Source organism: Thauera sp. 2A1 (genome assembly GCF_009469595.2).
Taxonomy (GTDB): domain Bacteria; phylum Pseudomonadota; class Gammaproteobacteria; order Burkholderiales; family Rhodocyclaceae; genus Thauera.
In genome coordinates, this window is sequence record NZ_SSXV01000014.1 from 52,963 (window position 1) to 71,979 (window position 19,017).

Genomic DNA, 19,017 nt, shown 5'->3' on the forward strand with positions numbered 1-19,017 from the left:
CAGCTATCCAGGGCCTCCAGGGAGAATCATCCCGTGGCTGCGAAACAGCGCATCGAACAGCAGCCGGCGTGGGTGCTGCACACGCTGCCCTGGCGCGAGACCAGCCTCATCGTCGAGGTGCTGTCACGCGACCACGGACGCGTCGCGCTGGCGGCCAAGGGCGCACGACGCCCCCATTCGGTGCTGCGTGGCGTGCTGATGGCGTTTCAGCCGCTGTTCGTCGATTGGTCGGGTGGCGGTGAAGTCAAGACCTTGATCCGTGCCGAGTGGCAGGGCGGCCAGCCGCTACTGACTGGCCGTGCGTTGATCTGCGGCTACTATCTCAACGAATTGCTGATACGCCTTACCGCGCGCGAGGACGCGCATCCGCTGCTCTTCGACGCCTATGCGGCGGCCATTGCCGCGCTGGGCCGTGGCGACAGCATCCCGCCGGTGCTGCGCCGCTTCGAACTCGCCCTGCTGCAGGAACTGGGCTACGGCCTGGGGCTCGATGCGGAGGGCGACACCGGCGTGCCGGTGCGGCCCGAGCAGCGCTACATTTACGTCTTTGAACGCGGGCCGGTCGCCGTCGACGCGCTGGCCGTCGAGGATGGCGGCGCCTGGGGCGACCAGCCGCCGGTGCGCGGCCAGGTGCTGCTCGATATGGCGGCCGGCGATTTCTCGCGCGCGGAGACGCAGGCGCAGTCCAAGCTGCTGCTGCGCGCACTGATCAACCACTACCTGGGCGGCCAGCCGCTGCAGTCGCGCCGGGTCCTTAAGGAGATTGCGGAACTGTGATCGAACTCGGCGTCAATATCGACCACGTCGCCACGCTGCGCCAGGCGCGCCGCACCTGGGAGCCGGACCCGGTCTGGGCCGCGGTGGAAGCGCACCTCGGCGGGGCGGACGGCATCACCGTGCATCTGCGCGAGGATCGCCGCCACATCAACGACGACGACGTGCGCAAGCTGCGCGAACTCACCCAGGTCAAGCTCAACCTCGAGATGGCCGCCACCGACGAAATGGTCGGCATCGCCTGCCGCCTGAAGCCCGAGATGGCGATGCTGGTGCCCGAGGGCCGGCATGAGGTGACGACCGAGGGCGGCCTGGACATCGTCGGCCAGGAAGCACGGCTCAAGGACGTCATCGCAAGGCTCGCCGATGCAGGCATCGTCACCAGCGTATTCATCGACGCCGAGATCCCGCAGATCGAGGCCGCGGCGCGCATCGGGGCGCGCGTGTGCGAGATCCACACTGGCCCCTATGCGCACGCCTTCCATGGCGCCGGCCGCGATGCCGAAGCGCCGACGGTGCTCGCCGAACTGGCAAAAGTGAAGGCGGCGGGCGAGACGGCGCGAGGTCTCGGCATGCGCTTCAACGCGGGCCACGCGCTCAACTACTACAACGTGCAGCCCATCGCGCGGCTGCCCGGCGTGCGTGAGCTGCACATCGGCCACGCCATCGTCAGCCGCTCGGTCTTCGTCGGCCTGCGCGAGGCGGTGGCAGAAATGAAGCGGCTGATGCGCGAAGCCGCCACGCCGTCGGCCTGATCTGCACGCGCAGGCCATGATCCACGGCATCGGCACCGACATCGTCCGCATCGAGCGCGTGCGCCGCGCGCTCGAGCGCCACGGCGAAGGCTTTGCGCTGCGCATCCTCGCCGAGTCGGAAGTCGAGGCCTGGCGCACCAGCCGCGACCCTGCACGCCTGCTCGCCAAGCGCTTCGCCGCCAAGGAAGCCTTCGGCAAGGCGCTCGGCACCGGCGTCGCGGTACCGGCGACGCTGCATGCGGTGGCGGTCGGGCACGATGAGGTCGGAAAGCCGCACTACTGGTATGGCGACGGGCTCGCGGCCTACATGGCGGAGCGGGGGCTCGGCGCCCACCTCAGCCTGACCGACGAAGACGATTACGTGGTCGCCTTCGCGGTGATCGAGAGACAGCAGCCGGCCCTGTAGGAGCGGACCTGGCCGCGATCCGCCAACAGAATCGTGGCCAGGTGCGCTTCCACCCCCTTGGTTTCGTCCATTCCATGAATAGCCCCATCCTCCGCCCCCGCGGCCCCGTCATGATCGACGTGGCCTGCACCGAACTCACCGACGACGAGCGCCAGCGCCTGCTCGACCCGCTCGTCGGCGGCGTGATCCTGTTCGCGCGCAACTTCCGCGACTCCGAACAGCTCGTCGCGCTCACCTGTGACATTCGCGCGCTGCGCGACCCGGCGCTGATCATCGCCGTGGACCATGAAGGGGGCAGAGTGCAGCGCTTCCGCAGCGACGGCTTCACCCGCCTGCCGGCCATGCGCAGCCTCGGCGTGCTGTGGGAGCGAGACCACCTCGGCGCGCTCGACGTAGCCCGCGCCACCGGCTACGTCCTCGCCGCCGAGCTGCTCGCCCACGGCGTCGACCTCAGCTTCACGCCGGTGCTCGACCTCGACTATGGCGTCAGCCGCGCCATCGGCAACCGCGCCTTCCACCGCGACCCGGCGGCCGTCGCCGCGCTTGCCCAGGCGCTCACCGCCGGCATGGCGGAAGCCGGCATGGGCTGCGTCGGCAAGCACTTCCCCGGCCACGGCTACGTCGAGGCCGATTCGCACCACGACGTGCCCGTCGACGAGCGCGACTTCGACACCCTCTGGGCCGAAGACATCGCCCCCTACCGCCACCGCCTCGGCCGCCAGCTCGCCGGCGTGATGCCCGCCCACGTCATCTACCCCAACGCCGACCCCAGCCCCGAACCCATGCCCGCCGGCTTCTCGCCGTTCTGGCTCAAGACTGTGCTGCGCGAGCGCCTCGGCTTCAAGGGCGTGATCTTCAGCGACGACCTCAACATGGAAGGCGCGCGCGTCGCCGGCGACATCGTCGGCCGCGCCAAGGCGGCCTACGCCGCCGGCTGCGACATGCTGCTGGTGTGCAACCGCCCCGATCTCGCCGAGGAACTGCTCAATCGCTGGGCGCCGGCTCCCGACCCCGAAAACCTCGCACGCCTGGCCGCGATCGTACCGCCGGCCTCGCGACCTGCCTGGCTGGCCGACCCTTTCGCGCTGGAACTTCATCCTGCTTACGTCCAGGCGCGCGAGCGGGTCATGGCCATCCCCGAAGACACGAGCAACGTGCCGACCATGACCGCATCTACGATCGGCCAGCAACGCACCGAAGTGCTGCGCAAGGACGGATAATCCCGCGGATCGACAACGCGGCGATCACGAACCAAGCTGGGTTGCGTGCGGGGTGTTCGTGGCGCAGGCGAGGACTGTCTGAGTGAGCGCAGCGAACGAGTTCCGCAGCCTGCAGAACGAATGCCCCGTGCGCAATCCAACGCACCGACGGTTTTCAGAAGCCGCCCAGCACCGACCATGACCGATCCGACGCCCACCTCCGCCTTCGACGCCAAGGCCTTCCTCCGTACCCTCACCGAGGAGCCCGGCGTCTATCGCATGATCGGCGCCGAGGACAAGGTCCTCTACGTCGGCAAGGCCAAGAACCTCAAGCGCCGCGTCTCCAGCTACTTCCAGAAGACGCTCTCCAGCCCGCGCATCGCCATGATGGTCGCGCAGATCCGGCGCGTCGACATCACCGCCACCCGCTCCGAGGCCGAGGCCCTGATCCTCGAGAACAACCTCATCAAGAGCCTCGCGCCGCGCTACAACATCCTCTTCCGCGACGACAAGACATACCCCTACTTCGAACTCTCGGGCGACGAATTCCCGCGCCTTGCCTACCATCGCGGCGCCTTCACCAAGGGCGCGCGCTACTTCGGCCCCTTCCCCAACGCCTGGGCGGTGCGCGAAAGCATCCACCTGCTGCAGAAAACCTTCCAACTGCGCACCTGCGAGAACACGGTTTTCCAGAACCGCTCGCGCCCCTGCCTGCTGCAACAGATCAAGCGCTGCACCGGCCCCTGCGTCGGCCTCATCGACAAGGACGACTACGCCGCCGACGTCAAGCTCGCCGCGCGCTTCCTCGACGGCCAGGCCAGCGAAGTCATCGACGACCTCACCGCCCGGATGCAGGACGCCGCCGAGCGCCTCGCCTTCGAGGAAGCGGCTGCCTGCCGCGACCAGGTGCGCGTGCTGCAGGCCGTGCTGCACAAGCAGTTCGTCGACAGCCGCAAGGACGAGGACGTCGACATCCTTGCCGCGGTCGAGGAGGGCGGGCTCACCTGCGTCAACATCGCCATGGTGCGCGGCGGCCGCCACCTCGGCGACCGGCCGCAGTTCCCCAGCGGCGCTGCGGTGTCCGGCGCCGAGGACAGCCTGCTCGCCTTCGTCGAACAGCACTACAGCCAGCACCCCATCCCGGCGCGCATCCTGGTGAACCTCGCCCCCGAGCCGCTGCGCGACACCCTGGCCGAGATCGCCGACCCACCTCCGGGCGTCGTGCAACCCCGCTTCGCCGCGGAAAAGGCCTGGATGGAGATGGCCGAGAAGAACGCGCGGCTCGCCATCCAGACCCGCGCGCGCGACACCGGCCGGCTCGAGGCGCGGCTCGACGCGCTGCGCGAGGCGCTCAATCTCGAGGAAGCGCCGCAGCGCATCGAATGCTTCGACATCAGCCACACCATGGGCGAAGCCACCGTGGCCTCCTGCGTGGTGTGCGAGGCAGGCGCGATGAAGAACTCCGAATACCGCCGCTACAACATCACCGGCATCACCCCGGGCGACGACTTCGCGGCGATGCGCCAGGCGCTGGAGCGCCGCTACGGCAAGGTGGCGGCGGGCGAGGGCGTGTGCCCCGACCTGATCCTGATCGACGGCGGCAAGGGCCAGGTCAGCGCGGCGCGGGAGATCCTCGCCGAAGTCGGACTCGAATCGGTGAATATGGTCGGCGTGGCCAAGGGCGAAGGGCGCAAGGCGGGGCTGGAGACGCTGATCTTCCCGGACGGCCGCGAAGGCCTGGCACTGGGCGGCGAATCTGCCGCGCTGCACCTGATCGTCGAAATCCGTGACGAGGCGCACCGCTTCGCCATCACCGGCCATCGCGCCAAGCGCGGCAAGGCGCGTGTCGGCTCGAAGCTCGAAGACATCCCGGGCGTCGGCCCGTCGCGGCGGCGCAACCTGCTCGCAGCGTTCGGTGGCCTGGACGGGGTGCGCAACGCCACCGTCGAGGATCTTTGCCGGGTGGATGGCATCAACCGCAAGCTGGCCGAGCAGATCCACGCCGCCTTGCACTGAACGGCGCCCGGGAGGGGCGCAGCCATGGACGACACGCACGTTCCCGCCTTCGCCCCCACCACCGGCCTGCCCGGGCTCGATGCCGTGCTGCGCGGCGTGCAGCGCGGCGACAACATCGTGTGGCAGATCCAGTCGCTGGACGAGTATCTCGCCCTGGTGCAGCCCTACGCCCGCGCCGCGCGTGCCCAGCGTCGGCGGCTGATCTACTTCCGCTTCGCCTCGCATGCGCCGCTGCTGGATCCGGAGGCGGGCGTGGAGGAGGGCGTGGAGATCCACCATCCACGACCGCAGGACGGTTTCGATGCCTTCGTGGACCAGGTGCACTCGGTCATCGAGGCGGCGGGGCGCGAGACGATGTACGTGTTCGACTGCCTGTCCGAACTGGCCGAAGCCTGGCAGTCGGACCGCATGATGGGCAACTTCTTCCGCCTCACCTGCCCGCGCCTGTTCGACCTCGACACCGTCACCTACTTCGGCGTGTATCGCAACACCCATGCCGCCGACGGCATGGACACCATCACCGACACCACCCAGTACCTGCTCGACGTGTTCCGCTGCCGCGGCCGCCTCTATGTCCGGCCGATCAAGGTCCAGCACCGCTCGGCGGCGGTGATGAATTTGATCCACGCCTGGGAGGAGGGCGATCGTTTCCGGCCGGTGGCCGACAGCGGCACGGTGTCGGAGATCCTCGCCGGTTCGGGCTGGGCGGGCCTCGAAGGCAGCGCCGTCGTCAGCCACTGGGACCACCAGTTCGCCACCGCGCGCGGACTCGTCGCCTGGCGCCAGGCCGGCGAGGGCGGCGGGCTGGTGGCGGACGAGGCGGCCAGCTTCGCGCGCCTGAGCCGGCTGCTGTTTCCGGAAGACGAAGGGCTGCTGCGGCTGATCGAGCGTTACCTGTGGCTGGAGGATCTGCTCGCCATCCGCGCCCGCATGATCGGCATCGGCTCCATCGGCGGCAAGGCGGCCGGCATGCTGCTGGCGCGGGCCATCCTGCGCCACGACCTGCCCTCCCTGCACGAGCGGCTCGAGGCGCACGACTCCTTCTTCGTCGGCACCGAGGTGTTCGACACCTTCTTCGTCCATAACCGGCTGTGGTGGATCCGTCGCCAACAGCGCGAATCCGACACCTTCCTGCAGGGGCTGGACGAAGCGCGCGAACGCATCCTGCAGGGCGCGTTCCCGGCCTCGACCGTGCGCCAGTTCGAGGCCATGCTGGATTACTTCGGCGAGTGGCCTTTCATCGTCCGCTCCAGCTCGCGGCTGGAGGACCGCTACGGCAACGCCTTCGCCGGGCAGTACGACAGCGTGTTCTGCGTGAACCAGGGCCCGCGCGACAAGCGCCTTGCCGACCTGCTCGATGCGGTGCGCCAGGTCTATGCCAGCACGCTGAGCGAGCAGGCGCTGCGCTACCGCCAGCGCCGCGGCCTGCTGCACGAGCACGAGCAGATGGCGCTGCTGATCATGCGGGTGTCGGGCACCGGCGGGCGGCGCTACTTCCATCCGCACGCTGCAGGCGTCGGGCTGTCGGTGAATCCCTACCCGTGGAATCCGCAGATCGACATGCGCGCCGGCGTGCTCCGGCTGGTGGCGGGCCTGGGCACGCGCGCGGTGGATCGGAGCGACGACGACTACACGCGGTTGATCGCGCTCAATGCGCCCTCGTTGCGACCCGAGACCAATTTCGGCGCCATCGCCCGCCATGCCCAGCGGCGCATGGATGCGCTCGACCTGCAGCAGAACCGGCTGGTGTCCGGGCCGTTCGCCGAGCTGGTGATGGGCGCGGATGATTTCCCCTTCGCGCTGTTCACGAGTCGCGACACCAGCCACGAGCGCGGCGAGGGCCCTGCCTTCCTGACGTTTGACGGGCTGGTGTCGCGCACCGGCTTCGTCGACGACATGCGTGCGCTGCTCGCAACGCTGCATGCCGCCTACGCTCACCCGGTGGAGGTCGAGTTCGCGCTCAACTGCACGCCGGGCGGCGGTTACCGCATCAATCTGCTGCAGTGCCGTCCGCTGCAGATCCGCAACAGTGAAGGCGCCAGCGCGGTGCAGCCGCCGGCGGGCGTGCCGCAGGTGCTGGCCGCACGCGGCGCGGTGATCGGGCCGGGGCGGGTCATTCACCCGCAGCGCATCGTGCTGGTGCGTCTCGCGCAGTACGGCCGCCTCGGCCAGGCCGACCGCCTCGCCGTGACGCGCGTGCTCGGCCGCCTCAACCAGGTGAGCGAAGGGCGCTGCCTGCTGCTGCTGGGGCCCGGGCGCTGGGGTTCGCGCGACCTGTGGCTGGGCATACCGGTCGTCTTCGCCGAGATCAACCACGTCGCCGCGCTGTGCGAAATCGTCGCCATGCACGACAACCTGGTGCCCGACGTGTCCCTCGGCACCCACTTCCTCAACGAGCTGATCGAGGCCGACATGCTGTACTTCGCGCTGTTCCCGAAAGTTGCCGGCAACCATCTCGACGAGGAAGCGCTGTGTGCCTTCCCCAACCGGCTCGTCGAGCTGCTGCCCGATGCCGCGCGCTGGGCCGACATGGTGCACGTGGTCGACCTCGAGCCGGGTCGGGCGACGCTTTACGCCGACGCCGAACGCCAGCAGGTGGTGCTGACCCTGGGCGGATGATCGCGGGAGCGCGCTGCCGGTCGTGTGCCCGGGGTAGTCCATGAGCAACGATGCGGCGTCTTGAGTAAGATTCGAGAATCCTGAAACGATGGGCAATGGCGTACGGCCAGATGCCGCATTGCTCTTATCCCTCCCCTTTTCGGGGGAGGCACTCCGCCACTCTCGGGAAACGCAAGATGTGCGATCTCAAACAACCCGCCGGTTCATCCCCTGTGCAAGGCGCTGTGCCGCGCACGCTTTTCCCGCGCACACCCTTCCTCGCCGGCACTGACGTCGAGGCCAAGCGGCGGGAGCTGCTCGACTACTTCCACGCGACCTTCGACCGCTATGAGTCGCTCTTCGAGGTGCTCAACGGCGACGAGGCCTACTACAGGAAGCCGATCAGCCTGCGCCACCCGCTGATCTTCTACTTCGGCCACACCGCGACCTTCTTCATCAACAAGTTCATGCTCGCCGGTCTCATCGAGCAGCGCATCGACCCGCGCCTCGAATCCATGTTCGCCGTCGGCGTCGACGAGATGAGCTGGGACGACCTCGACGACACCCGCTACGACTGGCCCACCGTCGCCGAAGTCGCCGAATACCGCAGGAAGGTGAGGGCGGTGGTCGACCGCGTGATCCGGGAGACGCCCTTCACGCTGCCGATCGGCTGGAAGGATCCCTTCTGGGCGGTGGTCATGGGCATCGAGCACGAGCGCATCCACCTCGAGACCTCCTCGGTGCTGATGCGCCAGCATGCGCTGCAGTATGTGCAGCCGCATCCCGCCTGGCAGCCCTGCACCGAGCACGGCGAGCCGCCGGCCAACGTGCTGGTCGACATCCCCGCCGGCGTCGTGCAGCTGGGCCGCGCCTTCGACGAGCCCATCTACGGCTGGGACAACGAATACGGTCATCATCGCGCCGAGGTGCCTGCGTTCCAGGCAGCCCGCTACCTCGTGAGCAACCGTGAATACCTCGCCTTCGTCGAGGCCGGCGGCTATGCCGACGACAGCGTATGGGACGAGGAAGGCCTGGGCTGGAAGCGCTTCGCCCGCGCCGAACATCCCACCTTCTGGGTGCCCGACGGCGCCGGCTGGAAGCTGCGCCTGATGGCCGAAGAGGTGCCAATGCGCTGGGACTGGCCGGTGGAGGTCAATTGCCTGGAGGCGCGCGCCTTCTGCCGCTGGAAGGCACGCGAGACCGGCCAGCCGGTACGCCTGCCGACCGAGGACGAATGGAACCGCATCCACGACCATGTCGGCCTCGCCGACGTGCCGCACGACGCCCCCGCCAACGCCAATCTGCACCTGGATCACTGGGCCTCGAGCTGCCCGGTGACGCGCTTCGCCCACGGCGAGCTGTTCGACGTGGTCGGCAATGTCTGGCAATGGTGCGAGACGCCGACCTATCCCTTCGACGGCTTCGACGTGCACCCGATCTACGATGACTTCACCACCCCGACCTTCGACGACCGCCACGGCATCATCAAGGGTGGAAGCTGGATTTCGGCGGGCAACGAATCGCGCCACGCCTCGCGCTACGCCTTCCGCCGTCACTTCTTCCAGCACGCGGGCTTCCGCTACATCGTCAGCGATGCGCCGGCGCTCAACCCGGCCTCGACCTACGAGACCGACGCGCTGCTGTCGCAGTACGCCGAGTTCCACTATGGCGACGAGGCCTTCGGCGTGCCCAACTTCCCGAAGGCGCTGGCCGACATCGCCATCGCGGCCCAGCGCCGCTTCGGCAAGGGCAGGTTCGGCCGCGCGCTGGACCTGGGCTGCGCCACGGGCCGCGCCAGCTTCGAGCTGGCGCGCGCCTTCGAGCACGTGGTCGGCATCGACTTCTCGGCGCGCTTCATCCAGGCCGGCGTCAAGCTCGCCGAAACCGGCGTGCTGCGCTACACGATGCCCGACGAGGGTGAGCTGGTGACCTACCACGAGCGCCGGCTGGATGCGCTCGGCCTCGCCGGGACCGCCGGCCGCGTCGAGTTCTGGCAAGGCGACGCCTGCAACCTGAAGGACGTCTTCACCGGCTTCGACCTCATCCTCGCCGCAAACCTGATCGACCGCCTGTACAGCCCGCGCCGCTTCCTCGCCGACGTCACGCGCCGGCTCAACCCCGGCGGCCTGCTGCTGATCGCCTCGCCCTACACCTGGCTGGAAGAGCACACCAAGCGCGAGGAATGGATCGGCGGCTTCAAGAAGGATGGCGAGTCCTACACCACCCTCGACGGCCTCAAGGACCTGCTCGCCGCCGACTTCGAGCTGGTGCAGGGACCGCAGTCCGTGCCGTTCGTGATCCGCGAAACGCGGCGCAAGCACCAGCACACGCTGTCTGAACTGACCATCTGGAGACGCCGCGCATGACGACCAATACGAACCTTTCCGTCGCCGACCGCGCCGCCGGCGCGCTGATGGGCGCCTTCATCGGCGACGCGCTGGCACTGGGGCCCCACTGGTACTACGACCTCGACGAGCTGCACGCGCGCTACGGCGAGTGGATCTCCGACTACACCGCGCCGATGTCCGACCATTACCACGCGGGAATGAAGGCGGGCGAATCCTCCCAGGCCGGTCTGCTGCTGCGCCTGACGCTGGAGTCGCTGGCGGCCTGCGGCGGCTACGACGAAGCCGACTTCTGCCGGTGCATGGACGAGGATTTCTTTCCGCACATCGATGGCGTGCCGATGCACGGCCCCGGCGGCTACACCAGCCAGTCGATCCGCGAAGCCTGGCGCAAGCGCGTGCAGCAGGGCCTGCCCTGGGGCCAGGTCGCCGGCAACGCCGACACGACCGAGGCGGCCGAGCGCACGCTCGCCCTCGCGGTGCGCTACGCGCTCGACCCGTCCGCGCTCGCCGATGCGGTCACGCGCAACACCTTGCTCACGCAGACCGACGGTACGGTGGTGGCGATGACGGTCGCCTTCGGCGCGGTGCTCGGCATGCTGGTCGAAGGCCACGCGCTCGACGCCTCGATCTCGGCCAAGCTGATGGCCCGCGTGAAAGCCGGCGCGCTGCCTTTCCACACCGTGACCGTTGGCAACCTGCAGGCGCCGAAGCCGGGCGCGGCCGAAGCCCCGACGCTCGGCCGCTTTCCCTCGCCCGACGCGCTGCTCACGCCCTCGGCGATCGCCCGCGCCGCGCTCGACCCTGACATCCGCATCGAACCGGCGTGGAAGGTGTCGCTGGTGTATGGCATGCCCTGCGCGGTGTATCACCAGTTCCAGCCGGCCTACTATCTCGCCGCACGCTTCGCCGGCGACTTCGAATCCGCCGTGTTGCATGCGGTCAATGGCGGCGGCCAGAACCTCGCGCGGGCGATGCTGACGGGGGCGCTGGTGGGGGCGCAGGTCGGGATCGACGGTATTCCGCAGCGCTTCATTGAAGGGCTGGAGGAGCGGGAGTGGCTGCTGGCACTGGTGCGCGGCGTCGCGGCGGAAGCGGCAGGTGCTTGAGGCTGTTCCTTCGAAGGCGAGCATGCGCGTTGCCGGCAGCCCATTTCCAGCCTCAGTGAGCCGGAATCCTTTTCTCTTCGATTGTGAGTGCCCGCAGGAGGACCATTCCGCCAAGCATGACGACGGCCGTCACGACCAGAGCCGCGTCGTAGCTGCCGGTCGCGGTGGCGATGCAGCCAGCCATGGCCGGAGCGCAGATCTGTGCCGCGCCATAGCTGAGCGTCATGCGTGCCATGGCCTTCGCGGGATTGGCCGGGAAATGGCGCCCGATCAGCGTCAGCGTGAGGCTGACGATGCCGACGAACGTCGCGCCGAAAAGGATCGCTCCCAGCACGTTGGGCACGGCGCCATCGGTCAACACCGGCACGATGATGGAAATCGTCTGCAGGCCGTAGGCGAGCATCAGGGCACGACTATGTCCCATCGAGCGGGCAAGGCGGTCCCACGCGAAGCTGGACGGGGCGGCGGCGAGGCCGACGATCACCCAGATCCAGCTTCCCTTGCCGGCGAGCAGGGGGCCTTTTTCAAGAATGGCGACGATGAAGGTGGCACTGACGACGTAGCCGAAACCGGCGCAGAAGTACGCCGCGGTGAGGAGCCACAGCCAGCGCCTGCTCGGCGCGATCGGTGCGGGTGCCGGCCGGGCTGCGGCGTCCGTGGCCTGGACGACGGCGGGTGCAGGCAGATAGCACCATGCCGGCAGGAAGAAGACGGCGCCGAGGACGCAAAGGCCCATCCACTGCTCGTCCCACGTGAGCCAGTCGACCATTGTGGCGACGGCGACGCCCGACACGACGATGCCCAGCCCGAGGCCCATGAAATGCAATCCAAGCTCCGGACGGTAGCCCTGGCGCATCAGCCAGTTCAGCACCAGGCCCGAGGCCAGCAGCAGGCCGGCCGCGCTGGAGAAACCTGCGGCGAATCGCAACCCGGCCCAGACCAGGACGTTGTCGGTGAGGGCCATGGCCCCGGTGCTCAAGACCGCAATGACCAGGCCCAGGCGGTAAAGCATGAACTTGCGGCCAAGGTCGCTAATGGAAGCGGCCAGCAGGGCCCCCGACAAGTAACCGGCGTAGTTGACGCTTGCCAGCCAGCCACCTGCCAGAGGCGACAAGCCCGCCTGATCGCGCATGACGGGCAGCATCGGCGTGTAGGCGAAGCGTGCCAGCCCCACGGTGAGAATGAGCGCGCAGATACCCGCGAGAACGACGCGATGGCGTTCATCCGGCTCAGTCTTCGTCATGGCCGCGGCCAAGGCATTCATGGGCGTTTCACTTGATCGAGTCACGCCGGTCATGCTAACGAATCTGCACGGGCCGCTCTTTCGATAGAAAGACGACATTTGTCGACGAAACGACATTTCCGCGTCGATGTGCGGGCTCATGTCCTTGCGTGGCTTGGGACGGCTGCGTTTCAGTCGGTGCAGCCTGCACCTTCCTGAACTGCTCCGAAGCACGGTTCTTCCACCGTGAAACCGGCGATAATGGCGGCCAATTCGTCTCGAACGCCATCTCTGGATTACCGCGTGGAAATTAAGGTCAATTTTCTCGACAAGCTTCGTCTTGAAGCCAGGTTCGACGACTTCACGGTGGTGGCCGATCAGCCTATCCGCTACAAGGGCGATGGCTCGGCGCCGGGGCCGTTCGATTACTTCCTGGCTTCGTCCGCCTTGTGTGCGGCGTATTTCGTGAAGCTGTATTGCGAGACGCGCAATATTCCGACCGACAACATCCGCCTGTCGCAGAACAACATCGTTGATCCGGAGAACCGATACAAGCAGATTTTCAAGATCCAGGTCGAGTTGCCGGATGACATCTCCGCGGCGGACCGTCAGGGCATTCTGCGTTCCATCGATCGGTGTACGGTCAAGAAGGTGGTGCAGACCGGGCCCGAGTTCGTCATCGAGGTGGTGGAGAATCTGGATGCCGATGCTCAGGCCCTGCTGACGCTGAATCCGGAATCCGAAGCCTGCACCTATATCGTGGGGAAGGATCTGCCGCTGGAGCAGACCATCGCCAATATGTCGCGGGTGCTGGCGGACCTGGGGATCAAGATCGAGATCGCGTCGTGGCGCAATCTGGTTCCCAATGTTTGGTCACTGCACATCCGCGATGCGCATTCGCCGATGTGTTTTACCAATGGCAAGGGCGCGAGCAAGGAAAGCGCGCTGGCGTCGGCCTTGGGTGAATTCATCGAGCGCACGAGCTGCAATCATTTCTATAACGACCAATTCTGGGGCGAGGAGATCGCCAACGCGCCGTTCGTGCACTATCCGGACGAGCGCTGGTTCAAGCCCGGCCCGGACGATGCCTTGCCCGTCGAGATTCTCGACGACTATTGCCTGGAGATTTACGACCCGGATGGCGAGCTGCGTGGCTCGCATCTGTACGACACCAATTCCGGCAATGTGGAGCGCGGCATCTGCTCGCTGCCGTATGTCCGTCAGTCCGACGGCGCGGTGGTCTATTTTCCGTCCAACCTCATCGACAACCTGTTCCTCAGCAACGGCATGAGCGCCGGCAACACGCTGGCCGAGGCAAAGGTGCAATGCCTGTCGGAGATCTTCGAGCGGGCGGTGAAACGCGAGATTCTCGAAGGCGAGCTCGCGCTGCCCGATGTGCCGCAGGAGGTGCTGGCGAAATATCCGGGGATTCTCGCCGGCATCGAAGAGCTGGAGCGGCAGGGCTTTCCGGTGCTGGTGAAGGATGCGTCGCTGGGCGGACAGTTTCCGGTGATGTGCGTCACCTTGATGAACCCGCGCACCGGCGGTGTGTTTGCCTCGTTCGGCGCGCACCCGAGCCTGGAAGTGGCGCTGGAACGCAGCCTGACCGAGTTGCTGCAAGGGCGAAGCTTTGAAGGCCTGAACGATCTGCCCCCGCCAACCTTTGAAAGCAACGCCGTCACCGAGCCCAACAACTTCGTCGAGCACTTCATCGACTCCAGCGGCGTGGTGTCGTGGCGCTTCTTCAGTGCCAAAGCCGATTTCGATTTCGTCGAGTGGGACTTTTCCGGCCATGGTGAAAACTCCAACGCGGACGAAGCCGCGACGCTGCTCGGCATTCTCGAGGAGATGGGCAAGGAAGTGTATATGGCGGTGTACGACCAGCTCGGCGCCACGGCCTGCCGCATCCTGGTGCCGGGATATTCCGAGGTCTATCCGGTGGAAGACCTGATCTGGGACAACACCAACAAGGCGCTGCTGTTCCGTGACGACATCCTGAACCTGCACCGGCTCGACGATTCGAGTCTGGAAGCGCTGCTTGAGCGTCTGGAAGCGAGCGAGCTTGATGATTACATTGACATCATTACCTTGATCGGCATCGAGTTCGACGAGAATACGGTCTGGGGTCAGTTGACGATTCTCGAGTTGAAGCTGCTGATCAATCTCGCCCTCAAGCAGTTCGAGGCGGCGAAGGAGCGTGTGGAGGCTTTCCTGCAATACAACGAGAACACGGTGGAGCGCGTTCTGTTCTACCAGGCCTTGAATGTGGTGCTGGAAGTGGTGCTGGACGATGAACTGGAACTCGACGACTACGAGGTCAATTTCCGCCGGATGTTCGGCAACCCGTGGATGGATGCGGTGTTGGGGTCGGTGGACGGCAGCGTGCGTTTCTTCGGCCTGACGCCGACGAGCTTGAAGCTGGAAGGGCTCGACAGGCACCAGCGGTTGATGGACAGCTACAAGAAGCTGCACGCGGCGCGCGCCAAGGTGGCGGCTCTGTCCGCTTAGGGGGAGGCGTCGCGGCTGCGGCAAGCGCAAGGCCGACTGGGGGTGGTGCCCCGCGTGCGTGGTTCACGATTCAGGTCATGCTGACCGGCGCTGTGTGCCAGATCGTGCTGGCGTACTCGGCGATGGTGCGATCCGACGAGAACGCGCCCATGCCGGCGACGTTGAGCAGCGCGCGCCGGCTCCAGTCCTCGGCGTCGCGGAAGGCGGCGTCGACCCTGTGCTGGGCGGCGACATAGCTGGCGTAGTCGGCCAGCAGCAGGTAGTGGTCGCCCCAATTCACCAGCACGTCGAACACCTGATGGTAGCGGCCGGGGTCGCCGGGGCTGAAGACGCCGTCGCGGATGGCGTCCAGCGCCGCCTTCAGCGCCGGGTCGCTGTCGTAGTAACTGCGCGGCGGGTAGCCGCGTGCGCGGATGTCGGCGACCTCGTCGGTGGTGTGGCCGAAGATGAAGATGTTGTCCTCGCCGACCTGCTCGCGGATCTCGACGTTGGCGCCGTCAAGCGTGCCGATGGTGAGCGCGCCGTTCAACGCCAGCTTCATGTTGCCGGTGCCCGAGGCCTCGGTGCCGGCGGTCGAGATCTGCTCGGAAAGGTCGGCCGCGGGGATGATCCGCTCCGCCAGGCTGACGCGGTAGTTGGGCAGAAACACCACCTTCAGGCGGTCGCCGATGCGCGGGTCGTTGTTGATCGTGGTGGCGACGTCATTGATCAGGTGGATGATCAGCTTGGCGAACTGGTAGGCCGAGGCCGACTTGCCGGCGAAGATCACCACCCGCGGCACCCAGTCGGTGTCCGGCTGCGCGAGGATGGCCTGGTAGCGGGTGACGACGTGCAGCACGTTGAGCAACTGGCGCTTGTATTCGTGCATGCGCTTCACATGCACGTCGAACAGCGCGTCGGGATTCAGCTCGATGCACAGGCGCTCGCTCACGTAGCGGGCGAGGCCTTCCTTGTTCTGGCGCTTCACCGCGCGGAAACGCTGCATGAAGCCGGCATCGTGCTGATATTCGCGCAGCGCGGCGAGCTGGTCAAGGTTGCGCCGCCAGGTGGGGCCGAGGCGTTCGTCGATCAGCGCGGCGAGGCCCGGGTTGGCCTGGGCCAGCCAGCGCCGCGGCGTGACGCCGTTGGTCTTGTTGTTGAAGCGCTCGGGCCACAGGCGCGCGAAGTCGGCGAAGATCGACTCCTTCATCAGGTTCGAATGCAGCGCCGACACGCCATTCACCGAGTGCGAGGCGACCACCGCCAGGTAGGCCATGCGCACGCGGCGTTCGCCGTGCTCGTCGACCAGCGACAGCCGGCGCATCAGCTCGATGTCGTGGCCGTGGGCGGCGGTGACGCTGGTGAGGAAGTCGGCGTTGATGTCGAAGATGATGCGCAGGTGGCGCGGCAGCACGCGGCCCAGCATGTCCACCGGCCAGGTCTCGAGCGCCTCGTGCATCAGCGTGTGGTTGGTGTAGGAGAACACCTTCTGGCATAGCGCCCAGGCGCGCTTCCAGGGCACGCCATGCTCGTCGACCAGCAGGCGCATCAGCTCGGGGATCGCCAGCACCGGATGGGTGTCGTTGAGGTGCAGGCTCACCTTGTCCGGCAGCGCGTCGAACGTGTCGTGGTTGAAGAGGTATCGGCGCACGATGTCCTGCAGGCTGGCCGACACGAAGAAGTATTCCTGGCGCAGGCGCAGTTCGCGCCCCGACAGCGTGGAGTCGTCCGGATACAGCACGCGCGACACGTTCTCGGAGTGGTTCTTGCCTTCCACTGCGCCGAAGTAGTTGCCGCGGTTGAAGGCGGTGAGGTCCATCTCCTCGGTGGCCTTCGCCGACCACAGGCGCAGCGTGTTGACCACCTCGGTGCCGTAGCCGGGAATCATCTGGTCGTAAGCCATCGCCAGCACGTCGTCGGTGCCGACCCAGCGCACCTCGTCGCCGTGCTCCTCGAGGTGGCCGCCGTAGCGCACCAGCACGCGGATCTCGGGGCGCTGGAATTCCCACGGGTTGCCGTGGGTCAGCCAGTAGTCGGGCACCTCCACCTGCTGGCCGTCGATGATGCGCTGGCGGAACATGCCATAGTCGTAGCGGATGCCGTAGCCCATGCCGGCGATGTCGAGCGTGGCCATGGAGTCGAGGAAGCAGGCGGCCAGCCGGCCGAGGCCGCCGTTGCCCAGCGCGGCGTCGGGTTCGAGCTCGAGCAGCGCGTCGGGGTCGACGTCGAGCTCGCGCAGCGCCTGGCGCACGATCGGCATCAGGTCGGCGGCCAGCATCGCGTTGGTGAAGGTGCGGCCGATGAGGAACTCCATCGACAGGTAGTACACCCGCTTCACGTCCTGCTCGTAGCAGGCGCGGATGGTCTTCATCCAGCGCTCCACCAGGTGGTCGCGCACCGCGTAGGAGACGGCGTGCAGCCAGTCCTCGGTGCGCGCGGACTCCGGATTCTTGGCGATCTGGTACATCAGCTTGTTCGAGATCGCGCGCTTGAATGCGGCGACGTCGCGCGACAGGTGGTCGTAGTGGTGCTCGAACTGCTGCAGATCCATGGGCGGGTTCACGATGCGAAGGCCGGGGGTCGAAGGAGTTGGGAAGGAGAGGGACGTCGGTGCGGGCGAGGGGCGTCGACGGGTCAGCCGCCGACCTGCCGGTAGAGTGCCAGATAGCGCGCGGCGGCGACATCCCAGCCGCAGGGCTGTGCCATCGCGCGCTGCTGCACCTGGCGCCATTCGCCCACGCGGCGGTACAGCGCCAGCGCCCGGTCCGCAGCCTGCAGCAGACCCGTGGCGGCGAAGTCGTCGAAGACGAAGCCGGTGGCATCGGTGTCCAGCGTCTCGAGCCGGGTGTCGGCCACGGTGTCGGCCAGGCCGCCGACCCGGCGCACCAGCGGCAGCGTGCCGTACTTGAGGCCGTAGAGCTGCGTGAGGCCGCAGGGTTCGTAACGCGACGGCACCATGATCACGTCGCTGCCGGCGATCAGGCGATGGGCGAAGGCTTCGTCGTAGCCCAGCCTGACCGCGACCGCATCCGGGCTGGCCTCCGCGGCGGCGCGGAAGGCGGCCTCGAGGCCCGTATCGCCGCTGCCCAGGAGGGCGAATTGCGCGCCCCTGGCGATGAGTTCCGGCAGCGCCTGCAACACCAGGTGCAGGCCCTTCTGCTCGGTGAGTCGGCTCACCACGCAGAAGATCGGCGACGCGGCGGCAACCTGCAGGCCCAGCTCGCGCTGCAGGGCGGCCTTGCAGCCGGCCTTGGCCTCGAGGCCGGTGGCGTCGTAGCGGCCGGCCAGCAGGCGATCGGTGGCCGGGTTCCAGACCGCGTCATCGACCCCGTTGAGGATGCCGGACAGATCCTGCGCGCGGCTGCGCAACAGGCCGTCGAGCCCGCAGCCCTGCTCGGGTTGCTGGATCTCGCGCGCGTAGCTGGGGCTGACGGTGGTGATGCGGTCGGCGTAGTACAGGCCGGCCTTCATGAAGTTCACCTGGCCGTGGAATTCCACGCCGTGCATGTCGAAGTAATGCGCCGGCAGGCCGAGCTCGGCGAAGTGGCGGGCGTCGAACAGGCCCTGGTAGGCGAGGTTGTGCACCGTGTAGATGCTGCCTGCGGGCTTCCGTCCGCTGGCCTCGGCGGCCGCGCGAAGGTAGGCCGGCGCGAGCGCCGCATGCCAGTCGTGCGCATGCACGACCTGCGGCGTCCAGGCCGCATCCAGGCCCTCGGCCAGGGCGGCGGCCGTCCAGCCCAGCAGCGCGAAGCGCAGGTGGTTGTCGGCGTAGGGCTGGTGCTGCGCGTCGGCATAGGGGCCGCCGCTGCGGTGGTAGCACGCGGGCGCGTCGATCACGTAGGCATCGACGTCGCAGGCCGGCAGATGGCCGCGCAGCAGGCGGGCGCCGCCGGGGGCCAATGCCGCGGGAGGCGACAGCTTCGCCACTTCCTCCGCGTTCTGCAGCCCGTCGAGGATGGGCAGAAAACCGGGCAGCAGCACGCGCACGTCGGCGCCCAGCGCGCGCAGGGCGGGGGGCAGGGCGCCGGCCACGTCGGCCAGGCCGCCCGTCTTCAGCAGCGGAAAGATCTCGGCACAGGCCTGCAGCACGCGCATGGTCGCCGTCC

Annotated in this window: 12 protein-coding genes; 9 read left to right on the top strand and 3 right to left on the bottom strand. The window is 67.5% G+C overall.

Annotation, left to right across the window (positions count from 1 at the left end; translation table 11 throughout):
- The first annotated feature begins 33 nt into the window (after positions 1-33).
- From recO to GH664_RS13740, 8 genes are all read left to right on the top strand, one after another.
- Positions 34-777, top strand: a complete 744-nt coding sequence (recO, locus tag GH664_RS13705) for a DNA repair protein RecO (RefSeq protein WP_153168642.1) — start codon at positions 34-36, stop codon at positions 775-777.
- Positions 774-1,529: a pyridoxine 5'-phosphate synthase gene (locus GH664_RS13710; RefSeq protein ID WP_153168643.1), complete on the top strand. Its 756-nt coding sequence runs from the start codon at positions 774-776 to the stop codon at positions 1,527-1,529. The genes recO and GH664_RS13710 overlap by 4 nt, the downstream gene beginning before the upstream one ends.
- 16 nt (positions 1,530-1,545) lie before the next feature.
- Complete coding sequence (acpS, locus tag GH664_RS13715; protein WP_153168644.1) at positions 1,546-1,935, top strand: holo-ACP synthase; 390 nt, start codon at positions 1,546-1,548, stop codon at positions 1,933-1,935.
- Between the two features lie 74 nt (positions 1,936-2,009).
- Complete coding sequence (nagZ, locus tag GH664_RS13720) at positions 2,010-3,155, top strand: beta-N-acetylhexosaminidase (RefSeq protein WP_153168645.1); 1,146 nt, start codon at positions 2,010-2,012, stop codon at positions 3,153-3,155.
- A gap of 177 nt (positions 3,156-3,332) precedes the next feature.
- On the top strand, positions 3,333-5,150 hold the full coding sequence (gene uvrC / locus GH664_RS13725) for an excinuclease ABC subunit UvrC (protein ID WP_153168646.1): 1,818 nt from the start codon (positions 3,333-3,335) through the stop codon (positions 5,148-5,150).
- Positions 5,151-5,174: 24 nt separating this feature from the next.
- Entirely contained in the window at positions 5,175-7,769 is a 2,595-nt protein-coding gene (locus GH664_RS13730; RefSeq protein ID WP_153168647.1) for a PEP/pyruvate-binding domain-containing protein, read from the top strand.
- Positions 7,770-7,993: 224 nt separating this feature from the next.
- Positions 7,994-10,114, top strand: a complete 2,121-nt coding sequence (gene ovoA / locus GH664_RS13735) for a 5-histidylcysteine sulfoxide synthase (protein ID WP_228111513.1) — start codon at positions 7,994-7,996, stop codon at positions 10,112-10,114.
- Positions 10,111-11,202 (top strand): ADP-ribosylglycohydrolase family protein, encoded by a 1,092-nt coding sequence (locus GH664_RS13740; RefSeq protein ID WP_153168649.1) that lies wholly within the window; start codon positions 10,111-10,113, stop codon positions 11,200-11,202. Before ovoA ends, GH664_RS13740 begins: the two co-directional genes overlap by 4 nt.
- A 52-nt stretch (positions 11,203-11,254) precedes the next feature.
- On the opposite strand, the gene GH664_RS13745 is transcribed toward GH664_RS13740, so the two are convergent.
- Entirely contained in the window at positions 11,255-12,466 is a 1,212-nt protein-coding gene (locus GH664_RS13745; protein WP_228111514.1) for a YbfB/YjiJ family MFS transporter, read from the bottom strand.
- A 261-nt stretch (positions 12,467-12,727) separates the two neighbouring features.
- Here GH664_RS13745 and GH664_RS13750 point away from each other — a divergent pair, with 261 nt between their 5' ends.
- Positions 12,728-14,932, top strand: a complete 2,205-nt coding sequence (locus GH664_RS13750; RefSeq protein ID WP_153168650.1) for an OsmC domain/YcaO domain-containing protein — start codon at positions 12,728-12,730, stop codon at positions 14,930-14,932.
- Between the two features lie 70 nt (positions 14,933-15,002).
- Here GH664_RS13750 and GH664_RS13755 read toward each other — a convergent pair whose 3' ends face one another.
- Both GH664_RS13755 and glgA read right to left on the bottom strand, forming a co-directional pair.
- Positions 15,003-17,462, bottom strand: a complete 2,460-nt coding sequence (locus tag GH664_RS13755) for a glycogen/starch/alpha-glucan phosphorylase (RefSeq protein ID WP_153168651.1) — start codon at positions 17,460-17,462, stop codon at positions 15,003-15,005.
- An 83-nt stretch (positions 17,463-17,545) separates the two neighbouring features.
- Entirely contained in the window at positions 17,546-19,006 is a 1,461-nt protein-coding gene (glgA, locus tag GH664_RS13760) for a glycogen synthase GlgA (RefSeq protein WP_153168652.1), read from the bottom strand.
- Between the last annotated feature and the right edge of the window lie 11 nt (positions 19,007-19,017).